The 18056-nt window shown below is 29.4% G+C and carries 14 protein-coding genes and 1 pseudogene; 13 read left to right on the top strand and 2 right to left on the bottom strand.

What is annotated here, in order from left to right:
• Together WBG30_RS02990 and WBG30_RS02985 are read left to right on the top strand one after the other, a co-directional pair.
• Window positions 1-965: PTS transporter subunit EIIC (locus WBG30_RS02990; RefSeq protein WP_424503162.1), on the top strand; the 965-nt coding region annotated here is incomplete at its 5' end.
• 137 nt (window positions 966-1102) lie between these two features.
• Window positions 1103-2710 carry an alpha,alpha-phosphotrehalase gene (locus tag WBG30_RS02985; protein WP_424503161.1) on the top strand — a complete coding sequence of 536 codons (1608 nt, stop codon included), beginning with the start codon at window positions 1103-1105 and terminating at the stop codon, window positions 2708-2710.
• A 34-nt stretch (window positions 2711-2744) separates the two neighbouring features.
• Here the strand turns inward: WBG30_RS02985 and WBG30_RS02980 are convergent, their stop codons facing one another.
• Window positions 2745-3560: a hypothetical protein gene (locus WBG30_RS02980; RefSeq protein ID WP_424503160.1), complete on the bottom strand. Its 816-nt coding sequence runs from the start codon at window positions 3558-3560 to the stop codon at window positions 2745-2747.
• A gap of 193 nt (window positions 3561-3753) precedes the next feature.
• On the opposite strand from WBG30_RS02980, the gene WBG30_RS02975 reads away from it, so the two are divergent.
• Window positions 3754-4623 (top strand): LysR family transcriptional regulator, encoded by an 870-nt coding sequence (locus WBG30_RS02975; RefSeq protein ID WP_424503159.1) that lies wholly within the window; start codon window positions 3754-3756, stop codon window positions 4621-4623.
• 204 nt (window positions 4624-4827) lie between these two features.
• Window positions 4828-5402, top strand: a pseudogene (gene gmhA / locus WBG30_RS02970) (D-sedoheptulose 7-phosphate isomerase).
• Window positions 5403-5462: 60 nt separating this feature from the next.
• On the opposite strand, the gene WBG30_RS02965 reads toward gmhA, so the two are convergent.
• Window positions 5463-6650: an ROK family protein gene (locus WBG30_RS02965; protein ID WP_424503158.1), complete on the bottom strand. Its 1188-nt coding sequence runs from the start codon at window positions 6648-6650 to the stop codon at window positions 5463-5465.
• A gap of 211 nt (window positions 6651-6861) precedes the next feature.
• Between WBG30_RS02965 and WBG30_RS02960 the strand changes: the two genes are divergently transcribed.
• From WBG30_RS02960 to WBG30_RS02920, 9 genes are all read left to right on the top strand, one after another.
• Window positions 6862-8025: a galactokinase gene (locus tag WBG30_RS02960; RefSeq protein ID WP_424503157.1), complete on the top strand. Its 1164-nt coding sequence runs from the start codon at window positions 6862-6864 to the stop codon at window positions 8023-8025.
• A gap of 26 nt (window positions 8026-8051) precedes the next feature.
• Window positions 8052-9086, top strand: coding sequence for an aldose epimerase family protein (locus WBG30_RS02955; RefSeq protein ID WP_424503156.1), 1035 nt, complete (start codon window positions 8052-8054; stop codon window positions 9084-9086).
• 35 nt (window positions 9087-9121) lie between these two features.
• A complete protein-coding gene (galT, locus tag WBG30_RS02950; RefSeq protein WP_424503163.1) occupies window positions 9122-10636 on the top strand; it encodes a UDP-glucose--hexose-1-phosphate uridylyltransferase in 1515 nt (504 codons plus the stop codon).
• A 629-nt stretch (window positions 10637-11265) separates the two neighbouring features.
• Window positions 11266-12123, top strand: coding sequence for an RNase adapter RapZ (gene rapZ, locus WBG30_RS02945; protein ID WP_424503155.1), 858 nt, complete (start codon window positions 11266-11268; stop codon window positions 12121-12123).
• Window positions 12111-13880 carry an excinuclease ABC subunit UvrC gene (gene uvrC, locus WBG30_RS02940; RefSeq protein ID WP_424503154.1) on the top strand — a complete coding sequence of 590 codons (1770 nt, stop codon included), beginning with the start codon at window positions 12111-12113 and terminating at the stop codon, window positions 13878-13880. The genes rapZ and uvrC overlap by 13 nt, the downstream gene beginning before the upstream one ends.
• 47 nt (window positions 13881-13927) lie before the next feature.
• Window positions 13928-14281: a response regulator gene (locus WBG30_RS02935; protein WP_424503153.1), complete on the top strand. Its 354-nt coding sequence runs from the start codon at window positions 13928-13930 to the stop codon at window positions 14279-14281.
• A gap of 94 nt (window positions 14282-14375) precedes the next feature.
• Window positions 14376-15362, top strand: coding sequence for a hypothetical protein (locus tag WBG30_RS02930; RefSeq protein WP_424503152.1), 987 nt, complete (start codon window positions 14376-14378; stop codon window positions 15360-15362).
• On the top strand, window positions 15362-16873 hold the full coding sequence (locus WBG30_RS02925; protein ID WP_424503151.1) for a SpoIIE family protein phosphatase: 1512 nt from the start codon (window positions 15362-15364) through the stop codon (window positions 16871-16873). The genes WBG30_RS02930 and WBG30_RS02925 overlap by 1 nt, the downstream gene beginning before the upstream one ends.
• A 302-nt stretch (window positions 16874-17175) precedes the next feature.
• Window positions 17176-17991, top strand: a complete 816-nt coding sequence (locus WBG30_RS02920) for a purine-nucleoside phosphorylase (protein WP_424503150.1) — start codon at window positions 17176-17178, stop codon at window positions 17989-17991.
• The last annotated feature ends 65 nt before the right edge of the window (window positions 17992-18056 follow it).

Raw genomic sequence — 18056 nt, 5'->3', positions numbered from 1 at the left:
AGTTAAATATAACAGGTGATTGGGTAAATTATATAAATGTTTTCAATAAATCACTGACTAAATTTATGTATATAATGATAGGTTTTAATGCTACTAAAGCATTTGGAGGGTCAGGAGTAATAGGAGGAATGTTGTCAGGACTTTTCTTACTGGGCTATGGTGATGGTGGAAACAGTGGTATGGCAGAGTTCTTCGGTCAAAATATTGAACCTCGTGGAGGAATGATAGGAATATTGTTTACTACAATAATTGCGGCTAAATTTGAAACATTTATTAGAAATAAATTTTCATGGGAACCAATAGATATAATTACCACTCCTATAATTACCTTATTAGGTATGGGAGCATTAACTTATACATTGATCATGCCATTATCGTTTAAATTATTTGGCCTCATGAACTATGCCTTTGCAAACCTAAATGGGAATCCAATTGGAGGAGGGATCTTGGCAGGATTATTCCTTCCATCGGTTATGATGGGTATACATCAAGGGTTTGTGCCAGTATATCAAGGGTTAGTAGAAACAACTGGGATGAATTCATTATTTCCAATATTAGCCATGGCAGGAGCAGGTCAAGTAGGAGCAGCACTAGCTCTCTATGTAAAATCTCCTAAAAATTCTAACTTAAGAGAAAATATCAGAGGAGCAATTGTACCAGGGATATTAGGAATAGGAGAGCCATTGATATACGGCGTTACATTGCCTAGAGTAAAGCCATTCTTTACATCTATGGCAGGAGGAGCAATTGGGGGAGTATATATAGGTATCATGTCTCAGATGGGCTTTACCTTTGGATTAAACACTGTATTCGGTTCTTCAGGAATCTTAGGTTCGTTTGCTATGACATCAAATAGCGGAGTATTAATAGCAATAATTTTATATGTATCAGCATTAATAGTTGCATATATTTCTGGATTTATCCTTACGTATCTATTTGGATGTAAAAACGTAGATCTTTCCTAAAAATTTAATATAAAAAGGTTTGAATATTTTAAATTAAAACTTGTGAAAAAAAACATAAAGACATGTTTTTTTTTACAAGTTTTTTAATTTATAGGGTATAATAGCGTCACAAACAAAATATTAGGAGGGAATAAGTTGTGAAAAACAAAAAAAAAAGTTTAAAAGATAAAGTCATATATCAGATATACCCTATGAGTTTTATGGATACCACAGGTAATGGAATGGGAGATATTAATGGAATCATAAGTAAATTAGATTATTTGGAAAAATTAGGAGTAGATCTTCTATGGCTAACTCCAATCTATAATTCTCCTAAAAATGATAATGGTTATGATATTGCAGATTATTATCAGATTGATTCAGATTTTGGAACTATGGAAGATTTTGATAAACTTTTATTCCAAGCTGAAGAAAAAGGTATGGGAATCCTTATGGATATAGTAGCTAACCATACATCTACAGAACATATTTGGTTTGAAAAAGCTCTTGCAGGGGATAAAAAATATCAAGACTATTATGTTTTTAGGGATAAAGAGTTTGTAGAAGCTCATCCTGTAACGTCAATATTTGGTGGAGATGCATGGGAATATATTGAAAATTTATATCTATATTATTTGCATAACTTTGATAAAACTCAGGCTGATCTGGATTGGGATAACGATAAAGTAAGAGAAGAAACATATAAGATGATGAACTTTTGGTTAAAAAAAGGTGTAAAAGGATTTAGATTTGATGTTATAGACATGATCAGTAAGGTATGGGAAAGATGTGAGATGTCTAATGGTCCAAAACTTCACGAATATATAGAAGAGATGGCCAATGCTACATATAGAAATTATGAGGATACTTTTACTGTAGGGGAAACTTGGTCAGCTGATTTAGAACATGCTAAAAAATATTCTAATTTAAATAATACTGAATTTTCAACAATTTTTACATTTGAGCATACTATGTTTGGGCCAGATAAATGGAGTACATCTATTGATCTATTAAAGTTAAAAGCAATTTTTGAAAAGTGGCAAAAAGGAATGCATAATAAAGGGTGGAACTCACTTTTTTATAATAACCATGATCTACCTAGGGCAATATCTAGATTTGGAGACGATAGGGAAGAATTTAGGGAAGTTTCAGGAAAAGGGTTAGCAATCTTACTTCATTTAATGGAAGGAACGCCATATATATATCAAGGAGAAGAGATTGGAATGATCAATCGACCTTGGGTTAGGGAAGAGATGCAAGATGTAGAAGCTATAAATTATTTTGACACGGCAGTAAAAATAGAAGATGAAAAGGAAGTCTTAAAAAATATAAAAAATATTTCTAGAGATAATGCTAGAACACCAATACAATGGGATGATAGTAAAAATGCTGGATTTACAGATGGGAAACCATGGATAGTTGTCAATGAAAGTTATAAAAAAATAAATGTGAAAGATGCGTTAGAAGATAAAAATTCTATATTTTATACTTATAAAGAGTTAATAAAAATAAGAAAAAAAATGGAACTTGTTAAAAATGGAACTTTTGACTTGATAGATAGGGAATCTAAAGAACATTTTTCATATATGAGAGAATACAAAGGGGAAAAACTTTATGTGTTTGCTAATATGACAGATAAAGAGATAGTGATTTCAGAGATGAAAGATTTAAAAGGTGAAGAAATAATTATTTCAAATTATAATGATGTAATCAGAAATAGGAAACTAAGACCATATGAAGCAATGGCAATAAAAGTTAAAGGCTAAAAAAAGGGAAGTAGAAGATGGATAATTCCTTCTTCTACTTCTTTTTAATTTTTACAGTCCCATTAGATGTCCCTAGGATTAAAAATTTATTAGTCTTTAATTGGGGGAATTCATTTTCTATATGGATTAAATCTCCAAAAATAGAAAAATCAAAGTCATGATTTTCAGGTATTTTTATAGCAAGATTGTGGTTTGAAGTAGCTATTTTTGAATTTGAGACAATACCTTCAAATTCTGCTAAAATAGAAGCGTTGGATGTAGAAATATTTCCTATTTTTTCAGCATTTTTAATTTTAATTTTTTTATTGGTAGTTTTAATGTTAAGGATACCCAAGGTGTTTTCAGTAATTACTCGGCTGAATAGACCTTTTACATAGATATCTCCTACAATATTGGATAGTCTAACATCATTATTTGAGTTTATAATATTGAGAGTTCCAACGAGGTTATCTATCTCTATCTTTCCATTGGAATTATTTATAGAAAAGTTTCCATTTATTTTATTTACACATATAGAACTATTAGTAGTTTTTATAAGATATTTAAAGTTACTATTTTGAGGAACCAAAAGATCAAATTTAATCTTAGTTTTAAAAAGATTATTTTTCTTATCATTACTTAAATTATATTGTAAAATATCTTTTGTTATCTCTTCCTCTAATATAGGATTTTTTTTATCTGATAACTGATTTAATATTATCTCTTCGCCAGTATAAGAAATAATATTAAGATTAATATACTTTCCGTTGATCTCAATAGTTTTAATACCTTTAGAGGTAGTTGACCCATTAGAAAAGGTAGTGGTACTAATCAATATCAAGAAAAAAAATAAAAATATTGAGTTTTTCATAAGGCCTCCTCCTAAATAATTTATATTGAGTAAATTATAACATTTTATTATAAAAAATGCATGAAAATCTAAAAGAAAAAAAGATATTTAGAATTTTTTTAGGCGGAAGATTATATTATTCAAATTAGTTATTGAATAAGAATATAGATGTGTAGTATACTGAAATATAATCAAATTAATGGGGTGGGGAAAATTGGATTTACATTATTTAAGAATATTTTATGAGGTTGCTAAAGAATGTAGTTTTACAAAAGCGGCACATAATTTATACATAAATCAATCGGCAGTTTCTATACAGGTTAAAAAATTTGAAGAACTTTTAGGGACTAAGTTATTTGATAGAAGTTCAAAGAAAATAAAGTTAACTTATTCAGGAGAAGTTTTATACAAAATGAGTGAGGATATTTTTCAAAAGGTTAAACGTGTAGAGAAAGAGATGGCAAGAATAGTGGAAGTAGATAGAGCTAGAATAAGTATAGGAGCTACAACTATTATAGGAGAGCCACTGTTGCCAAAACTGATGAAAGAGTTTTCTAAGGTGTATCAAGAGATAGAATATGATATATTGATAGCTTCAAAGAAGGAAATTTTGGAAAGGCTAAGAGATGGAGACATAGATATAGCCATCATCGATGAAACTCATATAACAGATATAAATTTAGAGATTATAGACGTAGGCAAGTTCCCTTTATGTTTAATTAGTGCAAAGGATTATAGAGATATCAAGGAAGTTGCGGATACTCCTCTTATTATACGTAAGCAAATATTAAAGCATAATGAAGCTGTAACAGCTATAGAAAATAATCATGAAATAGAGTTTAAAAGCAAAATCCCAATCACTGGAAGTTTGAGCATGATCAAATCTTTTGTTAGAGAAGGAGTTGGGAATGTAGTATTACCTTATTATACAGTCTATAATGAGGTTAAATCAGGAGAATTTAAAGTTATTGAAAAAATAGATGAAGTATCAGATGGATATCAAATAGCTATCACAAAGGACAAAAGAAGTTTACTTGAGATAATTAAGTTTATAAATTTTACTAAGAACTTTAAAATAATATAAGACTCTTCCTTTTTATAGTTTCTCGATTCACGAATATCAAAATTAATTCTAGTTAGAATAAATTTTAAATGTGACAAAGAAACTAAAGCTAGAAAAATTAGCAATAGGTTTCCTTTTGACATCGTAATTTTTTTATAATTAGAAAAAAATCGTACTCGTCAATTGGGAAAACATTAACAAGGAAAGAGTAAAAAGGAGAAAAATATGAATTTAATTGAGTCGTATGAAATTGAATTAAATCTATTAAAAGATTTTATAACAAAAGAAAAAGAAGAAAAATTAACAGAGGTAGTTGCTAAGAAATTAGCAAAAGCTTTTATAAATAAAAATAAAGTACTTATCTGTGGAAATGGTGGAAGTAATTGTGATGCACTTCATTTCGCAGAGGAATTTACAGGAAGATTTAGGGGAATAGAAGAGCACTTCCTGCAATTGCAATCTCAGATTCATCTCATATAACTTGCGTTGGAAATGATTTTGGTTTTGACGAAATATTTGCTAGAGGTGTAGAAGCTTATGGTAAAGAGGGAGACTTCTTTATTGGAATATCTACTAGTGGAAACTCTGCTAATGTAATAAGAGCAGTAGAAGAAGCTAAAAAATTAGGAATGACTACTTGTGTTCTTTTAGGAAAAGATGGAGGAAAGTTAAAGGGAATCTGTGACTATGAATTTATTATTCCTGGAGAGACTTCAGATAGAATACAAGAGATCCATATGATGATTTTACATATAATCATAGAAGGTGTAGAAAGAATAATGTTTCCTGAATTATACTAGGAGATTATAGAAAAAGAGCTAGAAAATCATTTTGATTTTCTAGCTCTTTTTCTAATTAAATTATACCTTCAAAATTTTTCTTCCTTTAAATAGATTTTCATAGACCAAGATTGTAGCTCCTACAGTCGAAGCATTATCTCCTAATTTGGAAGGTATAATTTTTAGATCAGATGTAGAAGTTTTTAAGGAGTATTTTTTTACTTTATTCATTAATTTTTTATAAAATAATTCTCCTCCATTATTTATCTCTCCAACGATGATTATTACCTTTGGATTTAAGAGGTTGACTAAAAAAGAGAGCGCATATCCAAGATTTTCTGCAATTTCTTCTAATATATTTATTGAAAAAATATCACCATTTAGTGCTAGATCACATATTTTTTCTATACTAGGATCATTTATATAGGATTTTCCTTTTTCAGAATTCACATAACTTAATATTCTTTTACTTCCAATAATTGCTTCTAGACACCCAAATTTTCCACATGAACATGGATGAATACTATTTTTTTCAATAGTTATATGACCAATTTCTCCAGCACTGTAGCCCTCACCTCGATAGAGTTTATTATTGAGAATAATTCCAGCACCAATTCCTTCACCGATATTAATAACTATAAAATTATGTTCATCGATCCCTACTCCACTTTTATGTTCTCCTAATGCCATAGCTCTGACATCGTTATCGATAATAGCAGGGAGGGAGAATTTTTTTTCAACTATTTCTTTGAGATCAAAATTTCTCCATTTATAGTGAGGAGAAAAGATAGAAATTCCATTTACATAATCTACCATTCCATTGAGAGCAATTCCAATCCCTAATATTTTTTCTTTGTTTACACGACCTACAAGACTAGAAATAAGGGTAAATAAATTATTTAAGATATGTTCTTTATCCCTATTTTCCAATGGAATGATTTCTTTAAATAAGATAGTACCATTGATATCAGTTAAAATTCCCTTGATTTTATTTGGGGATAGAGTGACTCCTAAAATATAGCCAGCATCAGGATTGATATCTAATAAAATAGGTGGTCTTCCGCCAGAAATAACACCAATTCCAGATTCTATAAGGATATCTAAATCTATCAATTTTTTTGTTAATTTAGTTATACTAGCAGGAGTGAGACCGGTTAAAATAGCTAAATCAGCTCGAGATTTTAATCCTTGAGTTTTTAAAATTTCTATAATATTTGAGATGTTTATCCTTTTAATTAGGTCTGAATTTCCCATTTTTCGTTTGATCATAATAACTCCTAAAGTATATTTTTTATTTGCCTTGAAATTAGATTTAAAGATTATAAAGAACTAATGGCATATACTGAAATTATATGTTTAAAGAAAAAATAAGTCAACTAAAAAAGATTTCTTGACTTTTGAAAGAAAAAAGCATATAAATATATCATAAAACAACTTTATTAACTTAGTTAATAAAGTATAAAAAAGGAGGGAAATAAAAATGTTAAAAAAATTAATAAATGATTTTAAAGAAAAATTTGGATTAGGAGAGATAAAAACTTTTTTTGCACCTGGAAGGGTAAATTTAATAGGTGAACATACAGATTATAACGGAGGACATGTATTTCCATGTGCTCTTTCATTTGGAACCTATGGAGTAGTTAGACCTAGAAAAGATAAAAAATTAAGATTTTATTCAAATAATTTTGAAGAGGTAGGAGTAATTGAAGTAGATTTAGAAAATTTAGTTTACGATGAAAGAGATCATTGGGCTAATTATCCTAAAGGTGTGATAAAGATTTTTAAAGATAGTGGATATGATCTTAAAACAGGTTTTGATATGTTAGTTTTTGGAAATATCCCAAATGGTGCAGGATTATCTTCATCAGCATCTGTGGAACTTTTGACATCTGTGATCTTAAAGGAACTTTATAAAATAGAAATAGAGATGATAGAGATGGTAAAGATCAGTCAAAAAGCTGAGAATGAGTTTATAGGTGTAAACTGTGGAATAATGGATCAATTTGCCATAGGAATGGGGAAGAAAGACAGAGCAATGTTACTGGACTGTAACACACTAGAATATATATATGCACCTGTAGAATTAGGGGATGCCTCTATTATAATAGCCAATACAAATGTCAGAAGGGGGTTAGCAGATTCAAATTATAACGAGAGAAGGGAAGAGTGTGAAAGAGCTTTAGGAGAGCTTCAGACTGTATTAAACATAAAATCTCTAGGAGACCTAACTATAGAAGAGTTTGAAAAAAATAAAGAGTTAATAAAAAATAAAATTGATAGGAAAAGAGCTCGCCATGCAGTTTATGAAAATCAAAGAACAATTGAAGCTGTAGAGAAGTTGGAGTGTGGAAATATTCAAAGGTTTGGGCAATTGATGAATGAATCTCATATCTCACTCCGAGACGATTATGAGGTTACAGGAATAGAATTAGATACTATGGTTAGACTGGCATGGAATGAAACTGGAGTGATTGGAGCCAGGATGACAGGAGCAGGATTTGGAGGGTGTACGGTAAATATTGTAAAGAATAAAAATATAGATAGTTTTATAAAAAATATAGGTGAAAAATATAAAGATGAAATAGGTTTAACAGCAGATTTTTATGTTGCTAGTATTGGAGATGGAGCTAGAGAACTAATTTAAGTTTATTAAAGGTGGGATGTATAACTATGAAAATATTAAAAACAAAATTTGGTACTTTAAAAACAGGAGAAGAAGTTTTTAAATATATATTAAAAAATGACAAGCTTGAAATTGGTATATTAAATTATGGGGGAATAATTACAGAAATTTTTATGTCAAATAAAGATGGGAAAAAAGAAAATATAGTCCTAGGTTATAATAAAATCATAGATTATGAGGAGAAATCACCTCATTTTGGGGCCATAACAGGAAGAGTTGCAGGGAGGATAGAAGGTGGTAGTTTTAAATTAGGAGGAGTTAGATATAATTTAGCTAAAAATAATGGTGAAAATAACCTTCATGGAGGAATAAAAGGTTTAGATAAGAGAATTTGGAATGTTTCTGAAATAAAAAACGGAGTAGAATTGTTCTATACAAGTCCCCATATGGAAGAGGGCTTTCCTGCAAGAGTAGAATTTAATGTGAGATATACTCTATCAGATGATACTTTGGAAATATCCTATTTAGGAACGCCTGATAGAGATACTATTTTAAATATTACAAATCATACCTATTTTAACCTTTCAGGGAATTGTCAGGATAATATACTGAATCATGAGTTATATATATATGCAGATAGGATTCCATTTTTAGATGAAAACTCTATACCTCATGGAAAAACTTTTGATTTAACAGAAACGCCGTTTAATTTTAAAACTCCTAAAAAAATAGGAAAAGATATAGATTCAAATAATCTTCAATTGAGATCTGCCAAGGGATATGACCACCCATTTATTCTAAAAAAAGAAAAAGAGTTAGAAATTTATCTGTTTCATGAAAAAACAGGTAGAAAATTAGATGTATATACAGATCAAAAATCAGTAGTGCTATATACAGGGAATCATCTAGGAGATAATGAAGGAAAATTATCTTGTGGAGTGATGGCTAAACCTAGATTAGGAGTGTGTCTTGAGACACAAGATTTGCCAAATCATATTAATGTAGATAAATTTAAAACGACTATATACACACCGAATCATCCATATAAGTCTGTAACTAGATATGTATTTACTAACAATTAATTGAAGAAATAAAAAAATAAAGGGGGAGAAAATTGATAGATATAAATTATGAGATAGAACGTCTCCTACAATATGGGATACAAAAAAAATTATTAGATAAAATGGATCTAATATATATTAGAAATTCTATCTTAGAAGTCTTGAAAATAGACGATTTTAAAGGGATAGAAGTAAAAATAGAAATTTTAGAAAATCCTGTAGAAATTTTAGAAAATATATTGAATTGGGCTGAAGAAAATAATAAATTACTAGAAGGTACTGTGACCTACAGAGATCTTTTAGATGCTAAATTAATGGGATGTTTGATGCCACGGCCATCTGAAGTAATAAAAGAGTTCTATGAAAATACAGAAAAAAAAGGGATAAAGTGTGCCACTGAAAATTATTATGCAATGTCTAAGGCGTCTAATTATATAAGAACTGAAAGGATAGCGAAAAATATGCACTGGGATTCTCCTACAGAATATGGAGAATTAGAGATAACTGTAAATTTATCTAAACCAGAAAAAGATCCTAAAGCTATAGCTGCTGCAAAGCATATGAAAAGTAGTTCTTATCCTAGTTGTGTGCTTTGCAAGGAAAATGAAGGATATAGAGGGAGATTAAATCACCCTGCTAGACAAAACCATAGGATAATACCACTATCATTAACAGGGGAGGAGTGGTTTTTACAGTATTCTCCCTATGTATATTACAATGAGCATAGTATTGTATTTTCAAGTGATCATAGACCAATGAAAATTTCAGAGGTTACCTTTGTGAGATTACTAGAATTTGTAGAAAAATTTCCACATTATTTTATAGGATCCAATGCCGATCTACCTATCGTAGGAGGATCTATCTTATCTCATGATCATTTTCAAGGTGGAAATCATGAATTTGCCATGGCCAAGGCTCCTATAGAAAAAAAAGTTAAATTTAAAAAATATCCAAATATAGAGGGTGGAATAGTAAAGTGGCCTATGTCGGTAATAAGATTATCTTCTGAAAATACTCAAGATTTAACAAAATTAGCGGATGATATACTTCACACTTGGAGAAATTATTCAGATGAAGAGGTCGGTATATTTGCTGAGACCAAAGGTGAATCCCATAATACAATAACTCCAATTGCTAGGAGGAAAAATGGACTATTTGAGTTAGATATAGTCTTGAGAAACAACAGAACTTCAGAGAGGCATCCATTAGGGGTATTTCATCCCCATAAGGAGGTTCATAATATAAAGAGAGAAAATATAGGTCTTATTGAGGTCATGGGGTTAGCAGTGCTCCCAGGGAGGCTCAAGGAGGAATTAGTTATATTAGAGGAAGTTATTTTGGAAGATAATTATATAGAAAAGATAGAAAATAATAAAATAATAGAAAAACACCTGAGCTGGGCAAAAGAAATTAAAGGAAAATATAGTGATCTTACAGTAGACAACATAGAGAAAATTTTACATGAAGAAGTAGGCTTGGTATTTTCCAAAGTATTAGAACATGCAGGAGTGTATAAAAGAGATGAAAAAGGACAAGGGGCCTTTATAAAGTTCATAAAATTATTCTGCTAAATATTTATGGTTTTTCTTAATATAGTGATATGTTAGTTTATTTTTATGCAGAGAAAAATTAAAATACAAAAGTGTTAAAAAATTCAAGAACAGAATAAATGAGTATCCCTCTAAGTATATTATTTCTAGTATATATTAATTTTATGAGATATCTCCTAGACATATAATATAATGATTATGGATTTTTGGATAAAGGTTAAATTTATAATATAATTAACTGGTAGCGTTGAGAGTTTCTTTTAAATAGTATTGTGAGCATAAATAAAACTTAATTTCTAATAAATTTCTAAGAAAAAAATATTGACACGACCAATATCTTGTAGTATTATTAAATTAACAAGAGACCTTACCTATTAGCGACTATCTTGATGTTTTGGGCCTAATGTCGTCGCCGGAGTCGGCGCTGTGTATAATACATCAGAAAAATCACGAGGGTATAACGAGCCCCTACGGATACTGTATGTTATATATATCTGACTACCACTTTTTTGAACCAGGCGACCAAAACTATACAGAGGGCTGTAGGTCAGGGCTTGTTTAAAGACTTCTATGAGGTCTTTTTTTTATTATCTATTAAATTGAGCTTTATTTTGATAATATATAAGTATAAAATTGTTTGAGGTGAGAAGATGGAAATATTTATTATAACAGGAATGAGTGGCGCAGGAAAATCAACAGCACTTAATTATTTTGAAGATCGAGGATATATGACCATAGATAATATGCCTTGTTTTTTTATAGATGGATCTAAGTTATCTGTATATAGAGAAAGAATAAAAAAAATAGCAATAGGCATGGATATAAGGTCCTTTGAAAGGACAGATGAATTTTTAGAATTATTGGAAAATTTAAAGGGAGAAGGAGTTTCTTATAAGATACTTTATTTAGATGCTAAGGATGAAATAATCTTAAATAGATATAATTTAACTAGAAGATCTCATCCCCTAAAAAGATCCAATTCTATTGTGGAAAATATTTATTTAGAGAGGAAGATGTTATCTGAAATAAGAGAATTGGCAGACATAATAATAGATACCAGTGATTTTACCCCTAAAGAAATGATTGAAAATTTAAAAAATAGGTTAGAATATAAAAAAATAAGAGATTTAGTGTTAACTATAACTACATTTGGATTCAAATATGGAGCCCCTATAGACCTAGATATGATGTTTGATACAAGATCATTGTTAAATCCATATTATATAGAAGAACTAAGGCCTAAAAATGGAAGTGATAAGGCTGTTCAAGAATATGTAATGAATGGAAGTGGCAGTAAAGAATACCTAGAAAAAATAGAGGGAATGTTAGAATTTTTATTACCTCATTTCATAAAAGAAGGGAAAACACATCTGACTGTAGGGATAGGTTGTAGTGGGGGGAAACATAGATCGGTGACTATAGCTAGTAAGCTTTATGAATATTTTAATAAAAATGAAAAAATTAAAGTATTATTAAATCATAGGGAGAAGGAGAAATGGAGTCTTTAATAGACAAATATGAAATTCCAGATCTTCCTGGAGTTTATTTGATGAAAGGGAAAAAAGGGGTAATATATGTAGGGAAGGCTAAAAATTTAAAAAAAAGAGTCTCCTCATATTTTAAAAAGATCCATACAGATAAAAAAACAATGGAATTAGTGGACCATATAGAAAATCTAGAATTTATAGTGTGTAAGAGTGAACTAGATGCACTGATTTTAGAAAATAATTTAATAAAAAAATATATGCCAAAATATAATATCCTCCTCAAGGATCAAAAAACTTATCCCTATATTAAGATGTCTATAGAGAAGTTTCCTAAGATATCTATTATTAGGAGGACTAAAGATTTAGATATTAAAAATGGAGATTATTTTGGTCCATATCCCAATGGGAGTGGTTTTTTATTAAAAACCCTTGTAAAGATATTTAAAATAAGGGACTGTAATAGAGATATGAAAAAAACATATCCTAAACCGTGTTTGAAATATTATATGAATCGATGTATGGGTCCCTGTGTTTATAAGGAAATAGAAAGAAGTTATAAAGAAAGTAGTGAAAATGCCAAATACTTTTTAAAGGGTAGGGGAGATAAGTTATTAAAACAATTAAAAGAGGATATGGATAGATTTAGTAGGTCTATGGAATTTGAAAGAGCTATTCAGTATAGGGAACAGATTAAAGCAATTGAAAATTCAATGAAAACACAAGTTACAGAAGTTTTAAAAAATATAGATGAGGATGTATTTGTTTGCAGAAAGGATGGAAATATATTATTTTTGACTATATTAAAAATTAGAGATGGGAAGATTATAGGAATAAATAATTTGAAAATAGATATATTTATAGATGATGACATTTTGGTTGAAAGTTTTTTAAGGTATTATTCTAGTGAAAAGATGCCTAAAAATATAATTCTAGATAGTTTGTTTGTAGAAAAAAAAGAAATATTAGAGGGCTGGGGGAAAAGTTTTCTTAATATAAATTTAAAACTATATTTTCCTATGGTAAAGAGCAGAAGAAAAAAACTCTTAGAGATGGCGTATCTCAATCTAGAGGAAGAGATTAAAAAATATCATAATCAAAAAAGTATATTGGAAGAGGGAATGAAAGTTCTTTATGAAACTTTAAAATTGAATAAATTTCCTCGGAAAATAGAATGTTTTGATATATCAAATATCTCAGGAAAAGATGCTGTAGGAGCTATGAGTGTAGCTGTAGAAGGAAGAATATCAAAAAAAAATTATAGAAAATTTAAGATAAAAACTAAAGATACTCCTGATGATTATCATATGATGAAGGAAGTTATACAAAGAAGATATTCTAAATTAGCTCAAATAGATTTTCCAGATCTAATTTTGATAGATGGTGGGCTGGGGCAATTAAATGCTGTTGAAGGAGTTTTACTTAAGTTAGGAAAGGATCATTTGGTAGATATAATTAGTATAGCTAAAAGGGAAGAGGAAGTTTTTAAAACAGGAAAGACTAGTTCTTATATTTTCCCTAAGAATTCAGAGTCTCTAAAGATATTACAAAGATTAAGGGACGAGGCTCATAGATTTGGAATAACTTACCATAGGAGTTTACGTAAAAAAAGGGTAATATCTAGTGAGCTTGATGGAATTCAAGGAATTGGTCCAAAAAGAAAAATGGAGCTCCTTAATAGATTTAAATCAGTAAAAAGGATAAAAGAAGCAACTTTAGAAGAATTATTAGAAATCGTACCAGATAAAATAGCAAGACAAATAAAGAAAGTTTTAGATTAATTTTATTTGTTATAAGTTTCGTTAAATGCAATGGGGGGGAGGTAAAAATGAAAAAAGTGTTAGTTATAGATGATGAATTGAGCATTAGATTGTTACTTCGAGAGATAATTGAAGATCTATATATTGAAGTTTCTGAAGCAGAGACTGCTATAGTTGGTTTGCAGATGATAGAAAAGCAAAATTTTGATCTTATCATTATGGATATTCAGATGCCTCAAATGAATGGATTAGATGCCATGAGAAAATTAAGAGAGCTAACAGATGCTCCAGTATTTATTTTGACGGCATTTAGTCATTTAGAGGAAGTCGTAGAAAACTTAGGAGTGGAAATTCAAGGTTTTGTAGAAAAGCCATTTGATATAGATGAATTGGCTCAAAAGATAAAAAAACAAGTAGAATAAATTGGTCTTAATGGACTCCAGCATGTTACGATGGTTATTAGAACTACTTAGAAAAAAAATAAAAAAAATTAGGAAAAGAAAGGAGAAAAAAGACGTGTATAAATATATATTACTTTTAGTATTGGCACTGAGCACTACTGGCTGTACAGGGATATCTAAGATAAAGGAAAGATCCCATAGTGCGCCATTTGTAAAGGAGATAAAAAAAGGAGATTATGAACTGACTCTTTATAGTATTAATTATCCTGAAAAATATGAAGAAAAAATTAAATTTTATAATGACTTTGACATACTTATGAGGAAATTATTGGTTTATGATTCAACTATAAATATTATGTACTCTCAAGAATTTAAAGATGATATTATTCATCTGAAAAATAGCTATATTCTTCCAGAAGAGGTGGCTTTTTTAAAATCTGCATCGGAATTGTCTCAAGTGGATAGAGATAATATAGATAAAAAAGTAATAATAAAATTAGATGAAAAAATCGGGAGAACTCAATATTATTTAAATAAACAGGTTTATTTTTGGAAAAAAATAATGAAAAGTGATAAGAAATTTAATAGCGGGATGAATTATACAGAATTAGATAAGGAAAAACTTGTTTTGCAGATGGAAGATAAAAGGAAAAACTTATTTAAAATAGTAGAACAAGTAGAATTAAATTTGATTTTAAAAATAGAGGAACCTTATACTGATAATAAAAATGAATATTGGCAGGAGAAAGATATTTATATAGACCGAGCTACAGATTTAACTCCTAAAATATTTAGAAAACAAGGATATCTATACTTAAACTCTATAAAAGAAAGAGACGTAAAAAAAATAATGGGGAATCAACTAAAATTTGATTCAAAAATAGTAGTGGTAGAAAACAAATTATACAATGGTTATACTGTTTCAGATGGAAAGTATATCTTTTTTTATGGTGGAAAATACGGTGTTAATTATTATGATGGTTATAATCTAGAGATAAAAGTAAAAGAAGTGTTTTTGAAAGATCTATTGAATATAGACGAAGAGTTTTTAATAGATGATTTTTTAAAACCCAAATCTTATAAAGAGAGGCAGGAAAAATAATGGAATATGTTTTAATTGTTTTTATAGTCGGAGTATTGTCTATCATTTTACTGAAAAAAAATGAAAGAAAAAATATAGATGAGATGCATACACTTATAGAAAAAATAGGGAAAAGGGAAGATTATATAGAGATAATGGACGAACTTAAAGAGTCCTATGAAGAAACGGTGAAAACCATAAGATTTCAAGAAGCACAACTGAATAATTCAGTAAAAGAATTAAAAGAATTTAAAGAAGAACTCAACGTTACATATGATTCTCTTTTAAAAAAATCAGCTCAGTTGGAATATTCTAATGAAGAATTAGAAAAAAAAGTAGCAAATTTATCTAATATAAATGCAGTCGCTAGGACTGTTCTATCAACTTTGGAATTAAATAAGATTATAGGGGTTATCCTAGATGCTTACTTTGTTTTGACAGGGGTAAAAAAAATAGCAATATACTTATGGAAGAATGGAGAATTGGAATTAAAGCAAACTAAGGGTAAATTTATAAACAAAGGAAATATAAGTTTTCCTTTGGAAGAATTAGCTAAATATAATAGAAGCGATTATAAAAATATATATACTCAGATATCTAAATCTATAGAAGCTACAGAAGATGAGAGCATAGTGATTTCTAATTTAGTAGTAAAAGGAAAGGAATTAGGAGTAATATATATTGTAGAAGATAGAGAAAAACTTAGTTATAGTGATGAAGCAACAATTTCAGCTTTAGCTATTCAGGTAGCTATTGCAATAAACAATGCATTGATATATTCAGAGTTGATAATAAAGGAACGTCTAGATAATGAACTAGAAGTTGCTTCAAATATTCAGAAAAAATTACTACCTCAGTCACTAGGAGACATAAATGGTGTTGAGATAGCCCAGTACTTTAATCCTGCTAAGGAAGTAGGAGGAGATTATTATGACTATTCTCTTTCAGGAGATAATAAACTATGGATAACTATAGGAGATGTAAGTGGGAAAGGAGTTCCAGCAGCATTTTTGATGGCTTTAATAAGATCAGTATTAAAAACGTTAGAATATAAGGATTCTTATCCATTAGAAGTTTTAACAGATCTAAATGATATTATTTATCCAGATATAAGTGAAGATATGTTCGTTACGATCTTTCATAGTCAGTATGATTTTTTAACTAAAACACTTTATTACTCCAATGCGGGGCATAATCCTCTTATTTTGTATAAAGCTAAGACAGGAGAAGTTATAGAGGAAAATGTTAAAGGCGTTGCAATAGGGTTTTTAGAGTTTTATGATTACAAGATGGGGAAAGTAAAGTTAGAAAAAGGAGATGTCCTTTTATATTACACTGATGGATTGACAGAAGCTGAAAACCCAAGTAAAGAACTCTATGGAATTGAACGATTAAAGGAAGTTATAGGTAAAAATTATGATATGACTGCTGAAGGAATAAAAATAGAGATTCTAGCTTCTTTAAATGAATTTGTGAAAGAGAAAGAACAGATAGATGACATGACGTTTGTTATTTTAAAAATCGAATTATAAAAAGGACTTGTGTCCTTTTTATTTTTGTTTTTAAACAGTATCATTTGTTTAGAAAAAGTGCTGTTTCCTATCGAATTATTATTAATAAGATTTGTTGTCAGTTAATGAAGCGGAATAGCTTTGACTTGCTCTTTAAATTTTAGTATAATATAAAAACTGTTTATAGAAAGTCATTAGCTGAAAATTAACTAGGTTGATTGGTTTGGGGTTTTAGTCTCGCTGGTAATTTTGGATCTTAAAAAATGGGCTTTAAAAGAAATAACTAAAGGATATATATTAAAAATTTAAATGGAGGTAAATTCATGTATAGTAAAGTACTTGAAACAACAATTTTTTTAAAAGAAACAACGAAATATAGACCAAAAGTAGCTATAGTATTAGGTTCGGGGTTAGGAAACTTAGTAGATTTTATAGATGAAAAAATGGAGATAGATTATAGCGATATTCCAAATTTCCCTGTATCAACGGTGGCAGGTCATGATGGTAAATTAGTATTTGGTAAAATTGGTGAAGTAGAAGTAGTAGCAATGAAGGGAAGATTTCATTTTTATGAGGGATACGATATGAAAGAAGTAACTTATCCCATGTATGTAATGAAACAGTTCGGAATTGAAAAATTAATAGTTAGTAATGCTGCAGGTGGGAGCAATAAAAGCTATAAGCCAGGAACATTGATGTTGATAACTGATCATATTAATGCATTCGGAACTAATCCGCTTATTGGTAAAAATGATAATAGATTTGGACCAAGATTTCCAGATATGACAGAAGCTTATAAGATATACCTTAGAGATTTGGCTAAGGAAGTTGCAGATAATTTAGGTATAGCTTATAAAGAAGGAATATATTTAGGAAATACAGGGCCTACATATGAAACTGGAGCAGAAATAAGAGCGTTTTCTGCTATGGGAGCAGATGCAGTAGGAATGTCTACAGTACCAGAAGTAACTGTAGCAAATTACTTAGGGATAGATGTATTAGGAATATCTTGTATCACAAATATGGCTACAGGAATAGCAAAAAAAGCACATTCTCATGAAGACGTAGTGAATGTAGCAAAAAAAGCTGGGGAAAATTTTTGTAACTGGATAGTAAATATAGTAAAAAAAATAGGATAAAGTAAAATCCTTTTTTTCCTAGCTAGGGAGAGAGTACTAATAGGTGAGAGAGGGTAAAATATAAC

Origin of the sequence: Psychrilyobacter sp., from assembly GCF_049671765.1 — a bacterium.
GTDB lineage: Bacteria > Fusobacteriota > Fusobacteriia > Fusobacteriales > Fusobacteriaceae > Psychrilyobacter.
This window is presented reverse-complemented; position numbering and strand designations above follow the sequence as displayed.

Bases quoted from the DNA above. Each gene is read 5' to 3' on its own strand.
- WBG30_RS02980 (WP_424503160.1), bottom strand. From the start codon at position 3,560: ATGAAAAACTCAATATTTTTATTTTTTTTCTTGATATTGATTAGTACC.
- WBG30_RS02965 (WP_424503158.1), bottom strand. From the start codon at position 6,650: ATGATCAAACGAAAAATGGGAAATTCAGACCTAATTAAAAGGATAAAC.
- WBG30_RS02960 (WP_424503157.1), top strand. From the start codon at position 6,862: ATGTTAAAAAAATTAATAAATGATTTTAAAGAAAAATTTGGATTAGGA.
- WBG30_RS02955 (WP_424503156.1), top strand. From the start codon at position 8,052: ATGAAAATATTAAAAACAAAATTTGGTACTTTAAAAACAGGAGAAGAA.
- rapZ (WP_424503155.1), top strand. From the start codon at position 11,266: ATGGAAATATTTATTATAACAGGAATGAGTGGCGCAGGAAAATCAACA.
- uvrC (WP_424503154.1), top strand. From the start codon at position 12,111: ATGGAGTCTTTAATAGACAAATATGAAATTCCAGATCTTCCTGGAGTT.
- WBG30_RS02935 (WP_424503153.1), top strand. From the start codon at position 13,928: ATGAAAAAAGTGTTAGTTATAGATGATGAATTGAGCATTAGATTGTTA.
- WBG30_RS02925 (WP_424503151.1), top strand. From the start codon at position 15,362: ATGGAATATGTTTTAATTGTTTTTATAGTCGGAGTATTGTCTATCATT.
- WBG30_RS02920 (WP_424503150.1), top strand. From the start codon at position 17,176: ATGTATAGTAAAGTACTTGAAACAACAATTTTTTTAAAAGAAACAACG.